14 protein-coding genes and 1 other RNA gene are annotated in these 20,362 nt (G+C 63.1%); 10 read left to right on the top strand and 5 right to left on the bottom strand.

The annotated features are described in order from the left end of the window. Positions 1–126: 126 nt before the first annotated feature. Both xdhB and xdhA read right to left on the bottom strand, forming a co-directional pair. The gene (gene xdhB / locus HU763_RS16620) at positions 127–2,526 is read right to left on the bottom strand and encodes a xanthine dehydrogenase molybdopterin binding subunit (RefSeq protein ID WP_186688407.1); all 2,400 of its coding nucleotides are present in this window, start codon (positions 2,524–2,526) and stop codon (positions 127–129) included. Next, entirely contained in the window at positions 2,519–3,973 is a 1,455-nt protein-coding gene (gene xdhA, locus HU763_RS16615; protein ID WP_186688405.1) for a xanthine dehydrogenase small subunit, read from the bottom strand. Before xdhA ends, xdhB begins: the two co-directional genes overlap by 8 nt. 268 nt (positions 3,974–4,241) lie before the next feature. Between xdhA and HU763_RS16610 the strand changes: the two genes are divergently transcribed. From HU763_RS16610 to HU763_RS16585, 6 genes are all read left to right on the top strand, one after another. Then, positions 4,242–4,901, top strand: a complete 660-nt coding sequence (locus tag HU763_RS16610) for a GntR family transcriptional regulator (protein WP_186688403.1) — start codon at positions 4,242–4,244, stop codon at positions 4,899–4,901. A 3-nt stretch (positions 4,902–4,904) separates the two neighbouring features. Next, positions 4,905–8,393, top strand: coding sequence for a chromosome segregation protein SMC (smc, locus tag HU763_RS16605; protein ID WP_186688401.1), 3,489 nt, complete (start codon positions 4,905–4,907; stop codon positions 8,391–8,393). Positions 8,394–8,598: 205 nt separating this feature from the next. Then, positions 8,599–9,489, top strand: coding sequence for a cell division protein ZipA (gene zipA, locus HU763_RS16600; protein ID WP_186688388.1), 891 nt, complete (start codon positions 8,599–8,601; stop codon positions 9,487–9,489). A gap of 233 nt (positions 9,490–9,722) precedes the next feature. Continuing rightward, entirely contained in the window at positions 9,723–12,053 is a 2,331-nt protein-coding gene (gene ligA / locus HU763_RS16595; protein ID WP_186688385.1) for an NAD-dependent DNA ligase LigA, read from the top strand. A gap of 302 nt (positions 12,054–12,355) precedes the next feature. After that, positions 12,356–12,452: signal recognition particle sRNA small type (gene ffs / locus HU763_RS16590), an RNA gene on the top strand. Positions 12,453–12,849: 397 nt separating this feature from the next. Then, positions 12,850–13,986 (top strand): ParA family protein, encoded by a 1,137-nt coding sequence (locus HU763_RS16585; protein ID WP_186688382.1) that lies wholly within the window; start codon positions 12,850–12,852, stop codon positions 13,984–13,986. A gap of 390 nt (positions 13,987–14,376) precedes the next feature. On the opposite strand, the gene HU763_RS16580 is transcribed toward HU763_RS16585, so the two are convergent. Next, positions 14,377–14,802, bottom strand: a complete 426-nt coding sequence (locus HU763_RS16580) for a hypothetical protein (protein WP_186688380.1) — start codon at positions 14,800–14,802, stop codon at positions 14,377–14,379. A gap of 127 nt (positions 14,803–14,929) precedes the next feature. Beyond that, positions 14,930–15,352 (bottom strand): helix-turn-helix domain-containing protein, encoded by a 423-nt coding sequence (locus HU763_RS16575; protein ID WP_186688378.1) that lies wholly within the window; start codon positions 15,350–15,352, stop codon positions 14,930–14,932. Between the two features lie 81 nt (positions 15,353–15,433). Here HU763_RS16575 and HU763_RS16570 point away from each other — a divergent pair, with 81 nt between their 5' ends. Then, on the top strand, positions 15,434–15,922 hold the full coding sequence (locus HU763_RS16570) for a DUF2938 domain-containing protein (protein ID WP_170030965.1): 489 nt from the start codon (positions 15,434–15,436) through the stop codon (positions 15,920–15,922). A gap of 25 nt (positions 15,923–15,947) precedes the next feature. Here the strand turns inward: HU763_RS16570 and HU763_RS16565 are convergent, their stop codons facing one another. After that, entirely contained in the window at positions 15,948–16,721 is a 774-nt protein-coding gene (locus HU763_RS16565) for a substrate-binding periplasmic protein (protein WP_186688376.1), read from the bottom strand. 118 nt (positions 16,722–16,839) lie between these two features. Here HU763_RS16565 and dnaX point away from each other — a divergent pair, with 118 nt between their 5' ends. The 3 genes from dnaX to recR all read left to right on the top strand — a co-directional run bounded on the left by dnaX (position 16,840) and on the right by recR (position 20,205). Further along, positions 16,840–18,915: a DNA polymerase III subunit gamma/tau gene (gene dnaX / locus HU763_RS16560; RefSeq protein WP_186688375.1), complete on the top strand. Its 2,076-nt coding sequence runs from the start codon at positions 16,840–16,842 to the stop codon at positions 18,913–18,915. Between the two features lie 63 nt (positions 18,916–18,978). Continuing rightward, positions 18,979–19,314, top strand: coding sequence for a YbaB/EbfC family nucleoid-associated protein (locus HU763_RS16555; protein WP_023381418.1), 336 nt, complete (start codon positions 18,979–18,981; stop codon positions 19,312–19,314). A 288-nt stretch (positions 19,315–19,602) separates the two neighbouring features. Further along, positions 19,603–20,205, top strand: a complete 603-nt coding sequence (recR, locus tag HU763_RS16550) for a recombination mediator RecR (protein WP_186688374.1) — start codon at positions 19,603–19,605, stop codon at positions 20,203–20,205. Positions 20,206–20,362 lie beyond the last annotated feature (157 nt).

Genomic DNA, 20,362 nt, shown 5'->3' with positions numbered 1-20,362 from the left:
GGCCTTGTGTCGCGAAAGGGCTGCGCAGCAGCCCCAGAAAGCCATGTTGCTGTTCGAATTTTGGGGCCGCTGCGCGGCCCTTTCGCGACACAAGGCCGCTCCTACAAAAAAAGCGGGCCGGCGGCGTTACTGCGGGACGCTTTCCAGTTCCGGCTCGGCAGGTTGCGCCGCAGCCACCGCCTTGCGCATCTGCTCGCAACCCCACAACACCCGCTCCGGCGTCGCCGGCGCATCGATGGCGGGCTGCACGCGGTAGTCGGCGATGCTGGCCACGGCGTCCTTGATCGCGCACCAGGCCGCGATGCCGAGCATGAACGGTGGTTCGCCCACGGCCTTGGAGTGGAACACGGTGTCCTCCGGGTTCTTGCGGTTTTCCACCAGCTTCACCCGCAGGTCCAGCGGCATGTCGGCCACGGCGGGGATCTTGTAGCTGGCCGGGCCATTGGTCACCAGCTTGCCCTTGGCGTTCCACACCAGTTCTTCGCTGGTCAGCCAGCCCATGCCCTGGATGAAGCCGCCTTCCACCTGGCCAATGTCGATGGCCGGGTTCAACGAAGCGCCCACGTCATGCAGGATGTCGGCGCGCAGCATCTTGTACTCGCCGGTCAGGGTGTCGACGATCACCTCGACGCAGGCGGCGCCGAAGGCGAAGTAGTAGAACGGCCGGCCACGCGCCTGGTTGCGGTCGTAGTAGATCTTCGGTGTGCGGTAGAAGCCAGTGCTGGACAGCGACACCTGGGCGAAGTAGGCCTGCTGCACCAGTTGCTCGAAGCTGACGATCTGGTCGCGCACGCGCACATGGCCGTTACGGAACTCGACGTCTTCCTCGGTTACCTGGTAGTGCCGCGCGGCGAACTCGGTCAGGCGCTGCTTGAGGATTTCGGCGGCATTCTGCGCAGCCTTGCCGTTCAGGTCGGCGCCACTGGAGGCGGCGGTCGGCGAGGTGTTGGGCACCTTGTCGGTGTTTGTGGCAGTGATCTGGATGCGGCTGAAATCGACCTGGAACACCTGCGCCACCACCTGGGCCACCTTGGTGTTCAGGCCCTGGCCCATCTCGGTGCCGCCATGGTTGAGGTGGATGCTGCCGTCGGTATAGATGTGGATCAGCGCACCGGCCTGGTTGAGGAAGGTGGCGGTGAACGAGATGCCGAACTTCACCGGGGTCAGCGCCAGGCCCTTTTTCAGCACCGGGCTGTTGGCATTGAAGCGGCGTATCGATTCGCGGCGCTCGGCATAGTCGCTGCTGGCTTCCAGTTCGGCGGTCATTTCCTCGAGCATGTTGTGCTCGACGGTCTGGTAGTAGTGGGTGACGTTGCGCTCGCGCTTGCCGTAGTAGTTGGCCTTGCGCACCGCCAGCGGGTCGCGGCCCAGGTGCCGGGCGATGTGGTCCATCACCTGCTCGATGGCGACCATCCCCTGCGGGCCGCCAAAGCCGCGGTAGGCGGTGTTGGACGCGGTGTTGGTCTTGCAGCGGTGGCCGTGTACGGTGGCATCGCCCAGGTAGTAGGCGTTGTCGGAGTGGAACATGGCGCGGTCGACGATCGAGCCGGACAGGTCCGGTGAGTACCCGCAGTTGCCGGCCAGGTCGAGGTTGATGCCATGCAGGCGGCCATCGTCATCGAAGCCCACGTCGTACTCGACATAGAAGGGGTGGCGCTTGCCGGTCATGGTCATGTCCTCGACCCTTGGCAGGCGCATCTTGGTCGGTTGCCCGGTCAGGCGCGCAATGACGGCGCACAGGCACGCCGGGCTGGCGGCCTGGGTTTCCTTGCCGCCAAAACCGCCACCCATGCGGCGCATGTCCAGCACCACCTTGTTCATCGGCACGTCGAGCACTTCGGCGACCAGCTTCTGCACTTCGGTAGGGTTCTGCGTGGAGCAGTAGACGATCATGCCGCCATCTTCGGTGGGCATTACCGAGGAGATCTGCGTTTCCAGGTAGAAATGCTCCTGGCCACCGATGTGCAGGGTGCCCTGGAGGCGGTGCGGGGCGGTGGCCAGGGCGGCAGCGGCGTCGCCACGCTGGTGGGTGTGGCTGTCGAGCACGAAGTGCTTGTTGCGCAGTGCTTCGACCACATCCAGCACCGGCTCCAGGTCTTCGTACTCGACGATCGCGGCCATCGCCGCACGGCGTGCGGTGTCGAGATCGCGCGCGGCCACGGCGAGCACCGGCTGGCCGAAGTACTCGACCTTGTCGATGGCCAGCAACGGGTCGCCGGCCACTACCGGGCCGATGTCCTTGAGGCCGGGGATGTCTTCGTGGGTGATGGCGATGCGCACCCCGTCGAAGGCATAGCAGGGCGTGGTGTCGATGCGCAGGATGCGCGCATGGGCGCGATCGGAGGTGCGCGCGTAGACGTGCAACTGGTTGGGGAATTCCAGGCGATCATCGATGTACACCGCCTCGCCGGACACATGCTTGTCGGCGCTGTCATGCTTGACGCTGCGGCCAACCCCGGTGGTCAGGTCCTGGCTGAACAGTGCGGCCATCTCGGCCTGGCTCTTGGCTACGTGATGGTTAGACATAAGCGGTCACCCGGGTTTCGATGTGCGGCGTTTGCTGTTCGATGAAGTACTTGCGCAGCAGGTTCTGCGCGGTCAGCAGGCGGTATTCCTTGCTGGCGCGGAAGTCGCTGAGCGGGGTGAAGTCTTCGGCCAGGGCCTGGCAGGCACGCTCGACGGTGGCCTGGTTCCACGGCTTGCCGCGCAACGCTGCCTCGCAGGCGCGGGCGCGCTTGGGGATGGCCGCCATGCCGCCGAACGCGATGCGCACGCCGCTGACCACACCGTCTTCGATGCTCAGGTTGAAGGCCCCGCACACCGCGGAGATGTCGTCGTCCAGGCGCTTGGATACCTTGTAGGCGCGGAACGCCCAATCGCGGGTGGCGCGTGGCACGATGATCTTCTCGATGAACTCGCTGTCCTGGCGGGCAGTGATGCGGTAGTCGATGAAATAGTCTTCCAGGGCCATCACCCGCTGGCGCTCGCCCTGACGCAGGACGATCTGCGCATCCAGGGCAATCAGCAGGGGTGGCGAGTCGCCGATCGGCGAAGCGTTGCCGATATTGCCACCCAAGGTGCCCTGGTTGCGGATCTGCAGCGAGGCGAAGCGGTGCAGCAGGGCGCCGAAGTCGGGGTACTCCTCGTTGAGCGCGCCGTAACAGTCGGTGAGTGGGGTGGCGGCGCCGATTTCCAGGTGGCTGGCGGTCTTCTCGATGCGCTTGAGTTCGGCCACGTGGCCGACGTAGATCATCACCGGCAAGGTCTTGTGGAACTGGGTGACTTCCAGGGCCAGGTCGGTACCGCCGGCCAGCAGCCGCGCCTCGGGGTGCGAGCTGTACAGGTCGGCCAGGTCGGCCACGGTCAGCGGCACCAGGCAGCGTTTGTCGCCGCTGTTCAGCTCGCCGGTCTGGGTCGGTGCAATCGCCTTGAGGCGGCTGATGGTCTGGGCCTGCTGGGCATCGAACTGGTCGCGGCACGGTTGCCGGCAGCTCTGCTCGGCGGCTTCCAGGATCGGCCGGTAGCCGGTGCAGCGGCACAGGTTGCCGGCCAGGGCTTCCTGGGCCTGGTGCAGGTCGGGGCCGTTGCTGTTCTTCTGCAGGGCGAACAGCGACATGACGAAGCCGGGGGTGCAGAAGCCGCACTGCGAACCATGGCAATCGGCCATGGCCTGTTGCACGCTGTGCAGTTGCCCTTGGTGCTTGAGCCCTTCGACGCTGATCAGTTGCTTGCCGTGCAGCGACGATACGAACGTCAGGCATGAGTTGAGGCTGCGGTAGCGCAGGCTGTCGTTGCCCTGGTCGTCCTGGGTCAGTTCACCGACCACCACGGTGCAGGCGCCGCAGTCACCACTGGCGCAGCCCTCCTTGGTGCCAGGTTTGCCCAGGTGCTCGCGCAGGTACTGCAGCACCGTCATGTTCGGGTCCAGGGCATGCTCACTACGCAGCTCCTGGTTGACGAGAAACTGGATCACGGGGATGGCCTCGCAATGGTTTTATTGTTGTTGGGCGGACTCTAAGCAAGAGCTGTCCTGCTGGTCAATAATTTTCTGACTCAAAGGTCAGGAAATTGTGCGTGTCGCTGCCCAACGGTTCACATTGCCCATATGCCAAGCATAGATCGCGCCGGGCGCGGGGTTGCCTGGCGGGTCAAATAAACCACCTGGCCCCTCTGCGCGATTACCGGGCAAGTGCGCTACAATCCGCTGCTTGTGCCCAGTTCACTGATTTTGAAGGACAACCATGACGTTCAAGGCCCCGGACAGCCTCTCCGAGCAGATTGCCGATTACCTGGCCGAACGCATCATCCGCGGCGAACTGGCGCCAGGCGAGCGTATCCAGGAGTTGAAGGTCACCCAGGCGCTCAACGTCAGCCGTGGCTCGGTGCGCGAAGCGCTGCTGATCCTCGAACGCCGGCACCTGGTGGCGATCCTGCCGCGCCGTGGTGCCCACGTGACCGAACTGGACGAGCGCGGGGTCCGCAGCCTGTGTGCGCTGATGAGCGAGTTCTACATCCTGCTGGGCAATGCGGTCGCGCAAAAATGGCGCACCGATGCCGACCTGCGCCCGTTCCTGGACATCCAGCAGCGCCTGCAACGTGCTCATCAGCTGCTTGATATCAAGGCCTTCGTCGCCGACAGTTTCGCGGTGATGCGCGCGGCCTATCCATTCGCCGACAACCCGTTCCTGCAGGAAACCGTGGAAAACCTGCAGCCGGCCATGAGCCGCGCCTACTACCTGGCACTGGATCAGCGCCAGGCCAGCATGAGCGATTACCTCGACCTGTTCGCCCGCCTGCTCGACGCCGTGGTCGCCCGTGACCTGCCGCGCATTCGCGAGGTGCTGACCGCCTACTGCCAGCGCAGCTGCGAACTGGTGCTGGCGGCGCTGGCCCGAGGCTGACCGATGCGCCTGAAGTGCATTCGCCTGGCCGGGTTCAAGTCGTTCGTCGACCCGACCACGGTCAATTTCCCCAGCAACATGGCGGCCGTGGTCGGCCCCAACGGCTGTGGCAAGTCCAACATCATCGATGCCGTGCGCTGGGTGATGGGCGAGAGTTCGGCAAAGAACCTGCGCGGCGAGTCGATGACCGACGTCATCTTCAACGGCTCCAGTGGCCGCAAGCCGGTCAGCCAGGCCAGCATCGAGCTGGTGTTCGACAACAGCGAAACCACGCTGGTCGGCGAATATGCCGCCTATGCCGAAATCTCGATTCGCCGCAAGGTCACCCGTGACGGGCAGAACAGCTACTACCTCAATGGCACCAAGTGCCGGCGCCGCGACATCACCGACATCTTCCTCGGTACCGGCCTGGGGCCGCGCAGTTACTCGATCATCGAACAGGGCATGATCTCCAAGCTGATCGAGGCCAAGCCGGAGGAACTGCGCAACTTCATCGAGGAAGCGGCCGGCATTTCCAAATACAAGGAACGCCGCCGCGAAACCGAGAACCGCATCCGCCGCACCCAGGAGAACCTGGCGCGCCTGACCGACCTGCGCGAAGAGCTGGAACGCCAGCTGGAGCGCTTGCACCGGCAGGCCCAGGCCGCCGAGAAGTACCGCGAGTACAAAGCCCAGGAACGCCAGCTGAAGGCCCGCCTGTCGGCCTTGCGCTGGCGCGACCTGGACGCCCGCGTGCGCCAGCGCGAGGCAGTGATCGGTGACCAGGACGTGTCCCATGAAGCGTTGGTCGCCGAGCAGCGCAACGCCGATGCCACTATCGAGCGCCTGCGCGATAGCCATCACGAATTGTCCGAGCGCTTCAACCAGGTGCAGGGCCGCTTCTATTCCGTGGCGGGGGATATCGCCCGGGTCGAGCAGAGCATCCAGCACGGCCAGCAGCGCCTGCGCCAGTTGCAGGACGATTTCAAGGAAGCCGAGCGCACGCGCCTGGAGACCGAATCGCACCTGGGCCACGACCGCACCCTGCTGGCGACCCTGGGCGAAGAGCTGGCCATGCTCGAGCCCGAGCAGGAAATGACCTTGGCCGCTGCCGAAGAAGCCGCCGCTGCCCTTGAAGAGGCCGAACTGGGCATGCACGGCTGGCAGGAGCAGTGGGACAGCTTCAACAGCCGCTCCGCCGAGCCGCGCCGCCAGGCCGAAGTGCAGCAGGCGCGCCTGGTGCAGCTGGAGGCCAGCCTGGAGCGATTGACCGAGCGCCAGCGCAAGCTGGGCGAGGAACGCGAGCAGTTGGGCAGCGATCCGCAGGACGCCGCCATGCTGGAATTGTCCGAGCAGTTGGCCAGCAGCGAAATGTTGCTCGAAGAGCTGCAGTTGTCCGAAGAGCAGGTGGTCGAGCGCCTGGAAGGCCTGCGCCAGCAACTGCACCAGTCCACCCAAGCCCAGCAGCAGGCGCAGGGCGACCTGCAGCGCCTGGGCGGCCGCCTGGCATCACTCGAAGCCTTGCAGCAGGCGGCGCTGGAGCCGGGCGCGGGGGCGGCCGACTGGTTGCACGGCCAAGGCCTTGAACACCAACCTCGCCTGGCTGAAGGGCTGCGCGTGGAGCCGGGCTGGGAGCTGGCCGTGGAAACGGTGCTTGGCGCCGACTTGCAGGCGGTGCTGGTGGACGATTTCAACCGCCTCGATTTTGCCGGCCTGGAGCAGGGCGAGTTGCGTCTGCTGCTGGCCAGCGGCGCCAGTCCTTCGCTGCCCGGCAGCTTGCTGGAAAAGGTCTCCGGCGGTATCGACCTGGCGCCCTGGCTGGGCCAGGTGCGGCCCGTCGAAGACCTGGCACAAGCGCTGGCGCAGCGCGCCTCGCTCGGTGAAGGCCAGAGCCTGGTCAGCCGCGATGGCTATTGGGTAGGCCGGCATTTCCTGCGCATACGCCGTGGTGGTGAGGCCGGAGGCGGGGTGCTGGCGCGCGGCCAGGAAATCGAACGCCTCGGCCACGAACAGGCGCAGCAGGAAGCGGCGCTCGAACAACTGGAGCAGCAGTTGCAGGCCCTGCGCGAGCAACAGCTGGGCCTGGAGGAGCAGCGTGAACAACTGCGCCGCCGCACCCAGGAAGAAAACCGCCTGCACGGTGAGCTGAAGGCCAGCCTGTCGGCCGGCCGCGCGCGCGCCGAGCAGGTCGAACTGCGTCGCCGGCGCCTGCAGGAAGAACTGGCCGAGCTGGAAGAACAGCGCGCCCTCGAGCACGAACAACTGGGCGAAGCACGCCTGTTGCTGCAGGAAGCCTTGGAGCTGATGGCCCAGGACACCGAGCAGCGCGAGCAGTTGATGGCCCGCCGCGACACCCTGCGCGAAAGTCTCGACCGCGTGCGCCAGGAGGCTCGCCAGCACAAGGACCACGCCCACCAGCTGGCCGTGCGCCTGGGCTCGCTGCGCGCCCAGCACGATTCCACCCGGCAGGCCCTGGAGCGCCTGGAGCAGCAGGCGGCGCGCCTGACCGAGCGCCAGGAGCAATTGAGCCTGAACCTGGAAGAAGGCGCGGCGCCGCTGGAGGAGTTGCGCCTGAAGCTCGAAGCGCTGCTGGAGCAGCGCATGGGCGTCGACGAGGAAATGCGCCTGGCCCGCCTGCACATGGACGAAGCGGACCGTGAGCTGCGCGACGCGGAGAAGCGCCGCACCCAGGCCGAGCAGCAAGCGCAGCTGCTGCGTGGCCAGCTGGAGCAGTTGCGCCTGGAGTGCCAGGGCCTGGACGTGCGGCGCAAGACCCTGCAGGAACAGTTGCTGGCCGATGGTTACGACCTGCAAGGCGTGCTCGCCACCCTCGAGGCCGACGCCACCGAGCAAGGCACTGAACAGGAGCTGGAGCAGCTCGATGCGCGAATCCAGCGCCTGGGGGCGATCAACCTGGCGGCCATCGAAGAGTACCAGCAGCAGTCCGAGCGCAAGCGCTACCTGGATGCCCAGGACGCCGACCTGGTCGAGGCGCTGGAGACCCTGGAAAACGTCATCCGCAAGATCGACAAAGAAACCCGCAACCGCTTCAAGGATACCTTTGATCAGATAAATGCCGGATTACAGGCACTTTTCCCAAAAGTTTTCGGTGGTGGCAGCGCTTATCTGGAACTGACGGGCGAAGATCTACTCGATACAGGGGTAACGATCATGGCGCGACCACCGGGCAAGAAGAACAGCACCATCCATCTGCTGTCCGGCGGCGAAAAGGCACTGACCGCATTGGCGCTGGTGTTTGCCATCTTCAAGTTGAACCCCGCACCGTTCTGCATGCTCGACGAGGTCGATGCGCCGCTGGACGATGCCAACGTCGGGCGTTATGCCCGCCTGGTCAAGGAAATGAGTGAAAGCGTGCAGTTCATCTACATCACCCATAACAAGATCGCGATGGAGATGGCCGACCAGCTGATGGGCGTGACCATGCATGAACCGGGCTGTTCACGGCTGGTAGCGGTGGATGTGGAGGAGGCCATGGCCATGGTCGATGCCTGATAGGCGGCGACGGGGCATATTCTGAAGCGAAATGCCCCCGCCATGTGCGACAGACGGTGTAAAGTTGTCTTTGGTCGTGCTAGCTTAATGTCACTCGTTTTTTGCGTGGGTAAAAACGCCTGTCAGAACATAGAGTTGGCGCCACGTGTTAAAGGGCTTTGAACCCTTTGTTTTCAAGCATATTTTTATAGAGGCACGGGATTACATGGAAATCGGTCTGCGCGAGTGGCTGATCGTCATCGGCATCATTGTCATTGCCGGGATTCTTTTCGACGGCTGGCGCCGCATGCGCGGCGGTAAAGGCAAGTTGAAATTCCGTCTGGATCGCAGCTATTCCAACCTGCCGGACGAAGAGGGCAATGCCGAAGTGCTTGGCCCGTCGCGGGTGCTGGAAACCCACAAGGAGCCTGAGCTGGACGAAAGCGACCTGCCGTCGCTCAGCGCTTCTGCGCGCGACCGTGAGCGCGAGCCCAAGCCGGCCAAGGCCAGCAAGCGCGGCAAGCGTGCCACGGCTGCTGCCGAGGCCCAGCAGGGCGACCTGAACCTGAGCGCCGAACCGCGTGAAGCCGACCTGTTTGCCGACAGCGACGAAGACTTTGCCGCACAGAACACCCGCAGCAGCAGCCAGGCGCCTGCCAGCAGCAGCGTCAAGGAACTGCCGCCGGCCGAGGAAGTGCTGGTGATCAGCGTGATCTCCCGCGACGAGGGTGGCTTCAAGGGCCCGGCACTGCTGCAGAACATCCTGGAGAGTGGCCTGCGCTTCGGCGAAATGGACATCTTCCACCGGCACGAAAGCATGGCCGGCCACGGCGAAGTGCTGTTCTCCATGGCCAACGCGGTCAAGCCTGGCGTATTCGACCTGGACGATATCGACCACTTCAGCACCCGTGCGGTGAGCTTCTTCCTCGGCCTGCCGGGGCCGCGTCATCCGAAGCAGGCTTTCGATGTGATGGTGGCTGCGGCGCGCAAGCTGGCCCACGAACTGAACGGCGAGCTCAAGGACGACCAGCGCAGCGTGCTGACCGCCCAGACCATCGAGCACTATCGCCAGCGTATCGTCGAATTCGAGCGCCGTGCGCTGACGCAGAAGCGCTGACAGATCCAGACGAAAGAGCAGCCTGAGGGCGTGCTGGGCGGTTCGGGTGTTGCTGTTGCCTGTGCCGGCCTCTTCGCGGGTAAACCCGCTCCCACAAGTACACCACAAGCCTCAAGCAGTGATGTACCTGTGGGAGCGGGTTTACCCGCGAAGGGGTCGGCACCGGCAGTAGGCACCCCAATCCCGGCATTGCCCTCGAGCTGCTCTTTTGCTTTGCAAGAGAAGACGACCCCATGACCGCCGAATCCCGTATCCACGAACTCCGTCACCAGCTCGACCAGCACAACTACCGCTACTATGTGCTCGACGAGCCCAGCGTGCCCGACGCCGAATACGACCGCCTGTTCAACGAGCTGAAGGCGCTTGAAGCCGAGCACCCGCACCTGGTGACCCCCGACTCGCCGACCCAGCGCGTCGGCGGCGCGGCCCTGGCTGCGTTCAGCCAGGTACGCCACGAAGTGCCGATGCTGAGCCTGGGCAACGCCTTTGAAGAAGCTGACCTGCGTGAGTTCGGCCGCCGTGTGGTCGATGGCCTCGACCAGCCCGGTGCAATCGACTACAGCTGCGAGCCCAAGCTCGACGGCCTGGCCGTGAGCCTGCTGTACCGTGACGGCCTGTTGGTGCAGGGCGCCACCCGTGGCGACGGCACTACCGGCGAAGACATCAGCGCCAACGTGCGCACCGTGCGCAACATCCCGCTCAGGCTGCAGGGCGAGGGTTGGCCGGCGGTGCTGGAAGTGCGTGGCGAGGTGTACATGAGCAAGGCCGGTTTCGAGCGGCTCAACGCCGCCCAGGCCGAAGCCGGTGGCAAGACCTTCGCCAACCCGCGCAACGCCGCCGCCGGCAGCCTGCGCCAGCTGGACTCGAAGATCACCGCCAGCCGCCCGCTGGAGTTCTGCTGCTATGGCGTCGGTCAGGTGTCCGCGAGCATCGGCGACAGCCACATCGGCATCCTCGAGCAGCTCAAGGCCTGGGGCTTGCCGATCAGCCGCGAGCTCAAGCACGCTGCCGGCATCGAAGAGTGCCTGGCCTACTACCGCGACATTGGCGAGCGACGCAACAGCCTGCCCTATGAGATCGACGGCGTGGTATTCAAGGTCAACAGCCTGGCGGCCCAGCGTGAGCTGGGCTTCCGCGCCCGTGAACCGCGCTGGGCGATCGCCCACAAGTTCCCCGCCATGGAAGAGCTGACCGAGGTGCTGGACGTCGAGTTCCAGGTCGGCCGCACTGGCGCGGTGACCCCGGTGGCCCGCCTGAAGCCGGTCAAGGTGGCGGGCGTGACCGTGTCCAACGCCACCCTGCACAACATGGACGAGATCGCGCGCCTGGGCCTGCGCATTGGTGATACGGTGATCATCCGCCGCGCCGGCGACGTGATCCCGCAGGTGATGCAGGTAGTGCTGGAGCGTCGCCCGGCGGAGGCCCGCCCGGTGCAGGTGCCGAGCGAGTGCCCGGTGTGCGGCTCGCAGGTCGAGCGTACCCGGCTGGTCAAGCGCAGCAAGGGCAAGGAAACCACCAGCGAAGGCGCGGTGTACCGCTGCGTCGGTCGCCTGGCCTGCGCCGCCCAGCTCAAGCAGGCGATCATCCATTACGTGTCGCGCCGCGCCATGGATATCGACGGCCTGGGCGAGAAGAGCGTCGAGCAACTGGTCGACGAAGGCCTGATCGGCTCGCCGGCGGACTTGTACAAGCTGGAGTTCGAGCAGATCGTCGGCCTGGAAGGGTTCGCCGAAGTGTCCAGCCGCAAGCTGCTGGATGCCATCGAAGCCAGCAAGCGCCCGAGCCTGGCGCGCTTTATCTATGCCCTGGGCATTCCGGACGTCGGCGAAGAAACCGCCAAGGTGCTGGCCCGTTCGCTGGGCAGCCTGGCGCGCCTCCGGCAGGCGCTGCCGCAAGTGCTCACCTACCTGCCGGACATCGGGCTGGAGGTGGCTTACGAAATTCACAACTTCTTCGAAGACGAGCATAACCAGAAGGTGATCCAGCAACTGCTCGACAGCGGCATGCAGTTGCAGGACGAAGGCGAGCTGGCTGCCGAATTCGCTGCCAGCACGACCCTGGCGGGCATGATCGCCAAGCTCGACATCGCCTCGGTCGGCCCGACCGGTGCTGAAAAGCTGGTGGCCAGGCTCGACAGCCTGGACAAGATCATCGCCGCCGACGGCATCGACCTGCGCCAGGCCTTGGCGGCCAAGCAGGCTGACGCGGTGCGCGAGTTCTTCAAGGATGAAGCCAACCAGAAACTGGCGCGGGACATCGAGGCGCAGTTGCTGGCGTTCGGCATGCACTGGAGCAATGAGAAGAAGGTCGCCGAAGGCTTGCCACTGGCCGGCCAGACCTGGGTGCTGACCGGCACCCTGGAGCGCATGAGCCGTGACATTGCCAAGGAAAAACTGGAAAGCCTGGGAGCCAAGGTGGCTGGTTCGGTGTCAGGCAAGACCCACTGCGTGGTGGCGGGGCCAGGGGCGGGCTCCAAGCTGGCCAAGGCCAGCGAACTGGGAGTAAAGGTACTGGACGAAGACGCCTTCGTTGCCTTCCTGGCCGAGCAGGGCATAGCCGTCTGACGCCCTGCGCAATCTCTTGTAGGAGCGGCCTTGCGTCGCGAAAGGGCCGCAAAGCGGCCCCGACAATTGTGGTTCGAGAGCCAGGTCCAGTGGCTTGCACGGAATACTGTCTTTCTCAGGTTCTGTAAGGTGACGCGCCACGTAGGGAGCGGGTTAATCCGCGAAGAGGCCCGCCCAGGCCGTCCCAGCCCGGACAAGTCATTGAGAAATGATGATTTTTTCTCGCCCCAGAGGTTGTATCTGCTCCCAAGACCGGTACAATGGCGCCACTCGCTGCTCAGCGAGCTCTGTAGTGGTGGTCCCATCGGTCCCCCCGCATTGATTACCCGTTAACCTGGTCAGGCCCGGAAGGGAGCAGCCATAGCGGGAACATCGAGTGCCGGGGTGTGGCTGGTGGGGCTGCCTCCATTACGCAAGTCCTTAATGCTAAAGGACTTTTCTCGCTCAAAATTTCGAAGTGTGACAGCATTTAGGTACACCTGAATGGTGCATCATGCTAGGTGTTGTATCGCCTAATCGCTCCCCGGCGAATCCCATCGACAGTTAATCCCCAGATGTACCTCCCTTTACATGGTTTGACCTCGCACATTTTATCCCTCAAGATCTGTCTGGCAATGAGCCACTACTGCAGTGTCATTCAACGGCGTCGACGTGACCAGAATTCATGGCATCGGCTTTAACCTCGCTCTGCGTAGGTGGCTGAGATGTGTATTTACCTAAGGGCGGCTAAAAGGCCGCTAACTGGTAAAAGGACTGTGGTACGCTGCTTTTAGTCAAGTGCAGAAAAGGGATAAACATGAAAAGCTATGTACTTTGGGCGAACAAGGGTGGGATAGGGAAATCAACCCTGACTTTTCAGTTGGCATGTAAATATGCCCGAATGAATGAGGATGAACCAGTTTTCATCATAGACTTGAGCCCGCAGTGTGATGTCTCAAGGATGGTGCTCGGTGGTGGGCATCATAATGGTGAGGGCAAGATTCTTGATGTTATGGAAGCTGCAGAGCGTAAAACGGTATATCAATACCTCCGTAGTTGCGTTCGTGATGTCCCATCGGGGTTTGGTTGGCCAGATGTGCACCAATTCATCGTTAAACCAAACGAACTCAGGGATGAGGATGCAATTCCGCTGCCAGAGAATCTTCACCTGTTCTGCGGGGACTTCGACTTGGAGCGTATCACCGGTGCCATAGACCAAATGCCTGAAGCTGAAGGCAGGGGTGGATTTGTTGAGGCAGGCTCCAACTACTCTAAGCTGCTGCTGGCAAGAAGTTTTCTTAGGAAGGCCGTCAAGGATATTGAACGTGTCTACCCTGATGCAACCATATTCATTGACACTGACCCATACTACTCGGTTGTCACTACCCATATTGGTTTGTTAGCTGCGGATAGTTGGATTACTGCCTACTCCCCTGCCTCACAAGCAAGTCAGTATGCTGTATATCGTAGCCTTGAGTTTCTTCACAATGCGCGTGACAGTCTGATGTCTTTAATTGAGTCGCAGCAAAAAGCTCATCCGAAGCCATGGCATGATGCTAGGGAAGGGCAAATTGAGTCGCCGGATCTACAGGTTCCTCATTTCAAGTTCCTAATCAGCAACATGACAACGTCGAAGTCTGCTAAGGGTGAGCCTAGGTACTCGAGACCTCAGCAGTTGCATGCTCAGGCGATAGAAAGGGTGAATGAGAAAGTCGTCGAGGTTGCCAAAGGTCTAGGCTTGAAGCTTGATTATAAGTCCGATCACCTGTGGTCACTACAGAGGTTAGGTCTTATCTGTGACTACAACGGTATTGACATGAGTTCTGTCACGATTGGTCGTAGTTATCCGCAGCCCGACGTAGAAGGAAGCTACTCAGTTTCCAAATCAGAGGACAACCGTCTTCAGGTTGACGCTTATAATGCGAGGCTTGAAGAATTTGTTAATAACTTGTGACGTGCTTTGTATGTAAACTCAGTCATAAACTTCGTAGTTAATTGGTTGGGGCTGGGTGATCAAAATCCCAGCCTTCTGGTCAGGCCCGGAAGGGAGCAGCCATAGCGGGAACATCGAGTGCCGGGGTGTGGCTGGTGGGGCTGCCTCCATTTCAGGCTCTTGAATTCTCAAGACGTCTCGCTAGAAATATTTCCGGTTACGACGGCATTCGGAACCTCCCGAATGAAGCGTCATCTGCAAGCTGACAGCCCTACACTCCTAACATTCGTACAATGATCGACAGCGGACAGGCTTCATCCCATCCGCGCCACAAGCCAGGCAGGCCGACCCAGGCCGTATCCTCGAATACGCCAGCCTCAGGCCGGACGTTGCGCTGTTCGGCCGAAGCTCTCAGAGGTTGTACTTTTCATCGATTCTGCGTTTGTCGAGCGTGTAGCGCTTGACGTCGATCTCATCGGACTCAAGCTGGGCGTCCAACGCGTCCATATCGTGTTTTTTCAAGCTCGCAACGTGAGCCTTGGTGGCCTGATAGTTGATGAGTTCTGCGGCGTCATGCCCACTCACCGGGTCCCAAAAAATGGAAAGCGGCCAGAACAACAGGTTGACCACGCCAAAGCCGTATGCGCGACCGTAGAAGGAACCGCCACCTGGAAGCAGACCAAGGCCGGCGGCAAGCCCAGGGTTCTTTTCTTCAACCGCGAGGTTTCTGGCGCGATAGCCGGCAAGTTCCGACTCCTGGACCGAATTGGGGCCTGTAGCACAACCAGGGGTCAGCGCTATGAGTGCGGCAGCGGTGAGGTTTCTTACTGTGGACATGCAACTTTTCCTGAGTGTGAGTACGGTTCTCGCGCACAGCTGGGTGCGGAGGCGCGTCACTCTACACTGAGTGATGGCTTATTGATATTAATGAGCCATCATTCGGTTCGGGTTTGCACCAGTACCTCTACCTTGGGTGTTTCATGACAGGCGTTGACCGGTTCTGCCTTTTTCCAAGCCCCGCTGCCGATAACTTCATCAGCCGCTGGAATGTCGGGCATGCCAGGTGATCCGCTTCCGGGCACTGCGCCGCATGCCGCAGGCCCTTGCTCATTGCCTGCAAGCGCCTGATCCGTGCATCCAGTTCGTCGGCCTTGGCAATCAGCAGCTGCCGGTCGACCTGCAAGTCCACCAGCATCGCTCCCACTTCATCCAGCGAAAACCCCGCCGCCTGCCCCAGGGCGATCAGCGCCAGGCGGTCTGTCACATCGGCGGCAAACTGCCGGCGCTGGCCACGCCCGGCAAGTGACTTGAGCAAGCCTTTGTTTTCGTAGTAACGCAGTGTCGAGGCGGGTACGCCTGTGCGTCTGGCGACGTCGGCAATGTCCATTTCGGGCCCTTGACTTGAAGTTGACTTCAACTTCTATGCTGCGCGGCGTAGTGACGACCGTCAATCATCGAGGGCTTTTCAATGACGTTTACTGCGATGCTTTCAGCGGCCTTGCCGATTGGTTTGGGTGCCACGCTGGTCATGGACGTGTGGGGGTTGTTGCTGCGGCGCCTGGGTGTTGCCGCGCCGAACTTCGCCATGGTCGGGCGCTGGGCGGGGCATCTGTGGCAAGGGCGTGTGCGCCACGGGGCGATTGCCAGGGCGGAGCCTGTGCGGCACGAACTGATGTGGGGCTGGTTGATTCATTACGCCATCGGGGTGCTGTTCGCGCTGCTGCTGGTAGTGATTGTCGGCGAAGGCTGGTTGCTGGCGCCGACCTTGTGGCCTGCGCTGGCGGTTGGGGTGGGGACGGTGGTGGCGCCGCTGTGCCTCATGCAACCGGCGATGGGGGCGGGGTTCTTTGCAGCGAAGACACCGACACCTGTGCGTAACTGCTTGAAGAGCCTGGTGACGCATGGTGTGTTCGGGCTGGGCCTGTTCCTCAGCGCAAGCCTGGTTGCGCCTGGGTGAGAGGCTTCAGGTAGACGTGGCGTGCTCAAGGTCGGGCTACGGGCATCACCGCCTGATGGCCCTGCCCGCCATAGCGCTGCACGATCCGCTCGATCTGCCCCGACTGTTTCATGCGCGCCAGCGCCCGCAGCAAGGCCTGGGTCGGTAGCGCCGGATCGTTGCGTACCATGCACCCCAGCTGCTGCTCGTCCAGCACCGTCAGCGCCTGCAGGCGCTGCCCGTCCGGCAGGCCCCGGTTGAACCACTGCAACGACAGCTGGTTGCTGACTGCATGGCGATAGCGGCCGGCTTGCAGCTTCTGCAATACCAGCAACTGGTTGCGGCTGTCTTCGCGCTGCAAGCGGCCCTGGTCAAGCAACGGCTGCAAGCCCGGGTAGGTGAAACCCAGCACTGTACCGATCGCCTGGGGTGGCAGTTGCTCGGGGGATATCGCCGTGCTGTCGCCCGGGCGACCGACCAGCAGGTCGCGCTGGTTGATCAGTGGGACGCTCCAGATGAAATTCCTTGGTGAGGCATCGAACCACTGGCTGCTGACATAGCAGCGCACATCGATATCGCCATGCTCCATAGCCTCCTGCAGGCGCAGGCGGGCCATGACGTGGTACACAGGGCGCGCGCCCACCTCGCTGGCCAGCGCCTGCGTCAGGTCGTACAGCAGGCCCTCCACTGGCTGGTCGGCTTCGATGCGCATCAACGGCATGCTCCAGCTCTCGGCCACGGAAAAACGCAGCACCGCCTGTTCGGCGAGACATTGCGAGGTCCACAACAGCAGCAAGGCCAGCAGTCTTGGCAAAGGCATATCCTCCCTGGACAGCACATACGGTTTCTAGCTTAGACGAGCCGCGCGGGGTGCATTTTTGCCCCCGCTCCGCTAGCATTAGCGATCTTCCGCTCGATCAGGCTACGATGGTTTTTCGATGAGTTATCAGGTCCTTGCACGTAAATGGCGTCCGCGCTCGTTCCGCGAAATGGTCGGCCAGGCCCATGTGCTCAAGGCTTTGATCAACGCCCTGGACAACCAGCGCCTGCACCATGCCTACCTGTTCACCGGTACCCGGGGCGTGGGCAAGACCACGATCGCCCGGATCATTGCCAAGTGCCTGAACTGTGAAACCGGCATCACCTCGACGCCATGCGGCACCTGTTCGGTGTGCCGGGAAATCGACGAAGGCCGTTTCGTCGACCTGATCGAGATCGACGCCGCCAGCCGGACCAAGGTCGAGGATACCCGCGAACTGCTCGATAATGTGCAGTACGCCCCAAGCCGTGGGCGCTTCAAGGTCTACCTGATCGACGAAGTGCACATGCTGTCGACCCACTCGTTCAACGCCTTGCTCAAGACGCTGGAAGAGCCGCCGCCCTACGTCAAGTTCATCCTCGCCACCACCGACCCGCAGAAGCTGCCGGCCACCATTCTTTCGCGCTGCCTGCAGTTCTCGCTGAAGAACATGAGCCCGGAGCGGGTGGTCGAACACCTCAGCCACGTACTGACTGCGGAAAACGTGCCATTCGAGACGGATGCCCTGTGGTTGCTGGGCCGCGCCGCCGATGGTTCGATGCGCGATGCGATGAGCCTGACCGACCAGGCCATCGCCTTTGGCGAAGGCAAGGTGCTGGCCGCCGACGTGCGGGCGATGCTCGGCAGCCTTGACCATGGCCAGGTCTATGGCGTGTTGCAGGCGCTGCTCGAGGGGGATGCACGGGCCTTGCTCGAGGCCGTGCGCAACCTGGCCGAACAGGGCCCGGACTGGGCTGGCGTACTGGCCGAGATGCTCAATGTGCTGCACCGCGTGGCCATCGCCCAGGCATTGCCGGAAGCCGTGGACAACGGCCAGGGCGACCGCGAGCGGGTACTGGCGCTGGCCGCGGCATTGCCGGCCGAGGACGTGCAGTTCTATTACCAGATGGGCCTGATCGGTCGCCGTGACCTGCCGCTGGCGCCGGACCCGCGTGGTGGCTTTGAAATGGTCCTGCTGCGCATGCTGGCGTTCCGCCCGGCCGACACCGACGACGCGCCGAAACCGGTGCTAAAGCCAGTGGGGATCAGCCAGGCCACAGCTGATCCTGCAACCCCGGTGGCAGCGCCAGCGGTTGCCACAGTGCCGCCAGCCGCTGCCGTGCAACCTGCTGCAGCGGTTGCCGCGCCGCAGCAGCAGGCACCCATGCCAGTGATGCCAGCACCACAGCCGGTTGATGCGCCTGTGCTGCAGGCTGAGCCTGCCGCCGTTGTCGAACCCGAGCCGCAAGCCAAGCCCGAGCCCGAGCCGGAGCCAGCTGCCGTGGCAGAGGTGGTTGACCTGCCGTGGGAGGAGTCGGTACCCGTAGCGCCTGAGGCCGTGCCTGCGCCGGTTCCTGCGCCCGCGCCGATGCCGGCGGCCTCTGCCCACGACGACGAGCCGCCCTTCGACCCGTCGGCCTATGCTGCCGTGGGCATGGACCGCGACGATGAGCCGCCACTGGACGAAGACTATTATGGCGGCGAAAGCGACCCGGTCGGCTTCAGCTACCTGGACGAGCTGGCCGAACACGTCCAGGAAGAGGCGCCCAAGCCGGTCGCCGAGCCGCTGCCAGCGGCCAAGCCGGCGACCGGCCTGGCCCTGCAATGGCTGGAAATGTTCCCGCAGTTGCCTGTCTCCGGGATGACGGGCAACATCGCGGCAAACTGTACGCTGGTGGCCGCCGAAGGCGACGACTGGCTGCTGCACCTGGACCCTGGCCAAGGGGCGCTGTTCAACGCCACCCAGCAGCGGCGCCTGAACGAAGCGCTCAACCAGCACCTGGGGCGCGCGCTGAACCTGCGTATCGAGCTGATTCAGCCCGAGCAGGAAACCCCGGCCCAGGCCGCAGCGCGCAAGCGCAGGGAGCGTCAGCACGAGGCCGTGGTGTCGATCGAGCAGGATCCGTTGATCCAGCAGATGATCCAGCTGTTCGGTGCCAAGGTGCGGCAGGATACTATTGAACCTGTAGAGGCCCTGGCCAGTCAGGGCCAGTAACGGATAACCATGCGGCCGGCCGGGTGCCGGGCCGCATCACATGACCCAATCGAGGTATACCCCATGATGAAAGGTGGCATGGCCGGCCTGATGAAGCAGGCCCAGCAGATGCAGGAAAAGATGCAGAAGATGCAGGAAGAGCTGGCCAACGCCGAAGTCACCGGCCAGTCCGGTGGTGGCCTGGTGAGCGTGGTGATGACCGGTCGTCACGATGTGAAGCGCGTCAGCATCGACCAGAGCCTGATGTCGACCGACGCCGACGACAAGGAAGTGCTGGAAGACCTGATTGCCGCTGCACTGAACGACGCCGTGCGCAAGGTCGAGCAGAACAGCCAGGAAAAGATGGGCAGCATGACTGCCGGCATGCAGTTGCCGCCGGGCTTCAAGATGCCATTCTAAGGGCATTGCATTACCAAGAACCGCCGCTCACGACAGCGGCGGTTTTTTTGCGCTTTCTTGCAGCCTGCGCGGTCTTTGTAGGAGCGGCCTTGTGTCGCGAAAGGGCTGCGCAGCAGCCCCGGCAATCCATGCTGCGAAGCTGAGAACCTGGGGCCGCTTCGCGCCCCATCGCGACACAAGGCCGCTCCTACAGGGACCGCGCAAGCCTTACGCTGTACGCATGGTTGTTTGACGGCGTTGTCTGCGCTGGGTATAAACCGCCTCTTATTGAATTGTCAGGCCTTTCCCATGAGCTTCAGCCCTCTCATCCGCCAACTGATCGATGCCCTGCGTATTCTCCCGGGTGTCGGCCAGAAAACCGCCCAGCGCATGGCCCTGCAGCTGCTCGAGCGTGACCGCAGCGGCGGCCTGCGCCTGGCTCAGGCCCTGACCCAGGCCATGGAAGGGGTAGGGCATTGCCGCCAGTGCCGTACCCTGACCGAGCAGGAGCTGTGCCCGCAGTGCGCCGACCCGCGCCGTGACGATACCCAGTTGTGCGTGGTCGAGGGGCCGACCGATGTGTACGCGGTGGAGCAGACGGGCTACCGTGGCCGTTACTTCGTGCTCAAGGGCCACCTGTCGCCACTGGACGGCCTGGGCCCGGAGGCGATCGGCATACCGCAACTGATGGCGCGGATCGAGGAGCAGGGCACCTTCACCGAGGTGATCCTGGCGACCAACCCGACCGTGGAAGGGGAGGCAACTGCGCATTACATTGCCCAGCTGCTGAGCGAGAAGGGCCTGGTGGCCTCGCGCATTGCCCATGGCGTGCCGCTGGGTGGGGAGCTGGAGCTGGTCGACGGCGGGACCCTGGCCCATGCCTTCGCCGGGCGGCGGCCGATTTCGCTCTGATTCAGAATTGCCGGGGCCGCTTTGCGGCCCATCGCGACACAAGGCCGCTCCTACAGGAGGTTGCGTTCTGAGCTGCGCCCCAGATGGTGGACAGATGTCCAACATTAGCGGCGCAGCTCATTTCCCTGTAGGAGCGGCCTTGTGTCGCGATGGGCTG

This window comes from Pseudomonas anuradhapurensis, from assembly GCF_014269225.2.
Classification (GTDB): domain Bacteria; phylum Pseudomonadota; class Gammaproteobacteria; order Pseudomonadales; family Pseudomonadaceae; genus Aquipseudomonas; species Aquipseudomonas anuradhapurensis.
This window is presented reverse-complemented; position numbering and strand designations above follow the sequence as displayed.

What these genes read in the sequence shown, in the direction of transcription:
- xdhB (WP_186688407.1), bottom strand. Translation starts at nt 2,526, where the DNA reads ATGTCTAACCATCACGTAGCCAAGAGCCAGGCCGAGATGGCCGCACTG.
- HU763_RS16610 (WP_186688403.1), top strand. Translation starts at nt 4,242, where the DNA reads ATGACGTTCAAGGCCCCGGACAGCCTCTCCGAGCAGATTGCCGATTAC.
- smc (WP_186688401.1), top strand. Translation starts at nt 4,905, where the DNA reads ATGCGCCTGAAGTGCATTCGCCTGGCCGGGTTCAAGTCGTTCGTCGAC.
- zipA (WP_186688388.1), top strand. Translation starts at nt 8,599, where the DNA reads ATGGAAATCGGTCTGCGCGAGTGGCTGATCGTCATCGGCATCATTGTC.
- ligA (WP_186688385.1), top strand. Translation starts at nt 9,723, where the DNA reads ATGACCGCCGAATCCCGTATCCACGAACTCCGTCACCAGCTCGACCAG.
- HU763_RS16585 (WP_186688382.1), top strand. Translation starts at nt 12,850, where the DNA reads ATGAAAAGCTATGTACTTTGGGCGAACAAGGGTGGGATAGGGAAATCA.
- HU763_RS16580 (WP_186688380.1), bottom strand. Translation starts at nt 14,802, where the DNA reads ATGTCCACAGTAAGAAACCTCACCGCTGCCGCACTCATAGCGCTGACC.
- HU763_RS16575 (WP_186688378.1), bottom strand. Translation starts at nt 15,352, where the DNA reads ATGGACATTGCCGACGTCGCCAGACGCACAGGCGTACCCGCCTCGACA.
- HU763_RS16570 (WP_170030965.1), top strand. Translation starts at nt 15,434, where the DNA reads ATGACGTTTACTGCGATGCTTTCAGCGGCCTTGCCGATTGGTTTGGGT.
- HU763_RS16565 (WP_186688376.1), bottom strand. Translation starts at nt 16,721, where the DNA reads ATGCCTTTGCCAAGACTGCTGGCCTTGCTGCTGTTGTGGACCTCGCAA.
- dnaX (WP_186688375.1), top strand. Translation starts at nt 16,840, where the DNA reads ATGAGTTATCAGGTCCTTGCACGTAAATGGCGTCCGCGCTCGTTCCGC.
- HU763_RS16555 (WP_023381418.1), top strand. Translation starts at nt 18,979, where the DNA reads ATGATGAAAGGTGGCATGGCCGGCCTGATGAAGCAGGCCCAGCAGATG.
- recR (WP_186688374.1), top strand. Translation starts at nt 19,603, where the DNA reads ATGAGCTTCAGCCCTCTCATCCGCCAACTGATCGATGCCCTGCGTATT.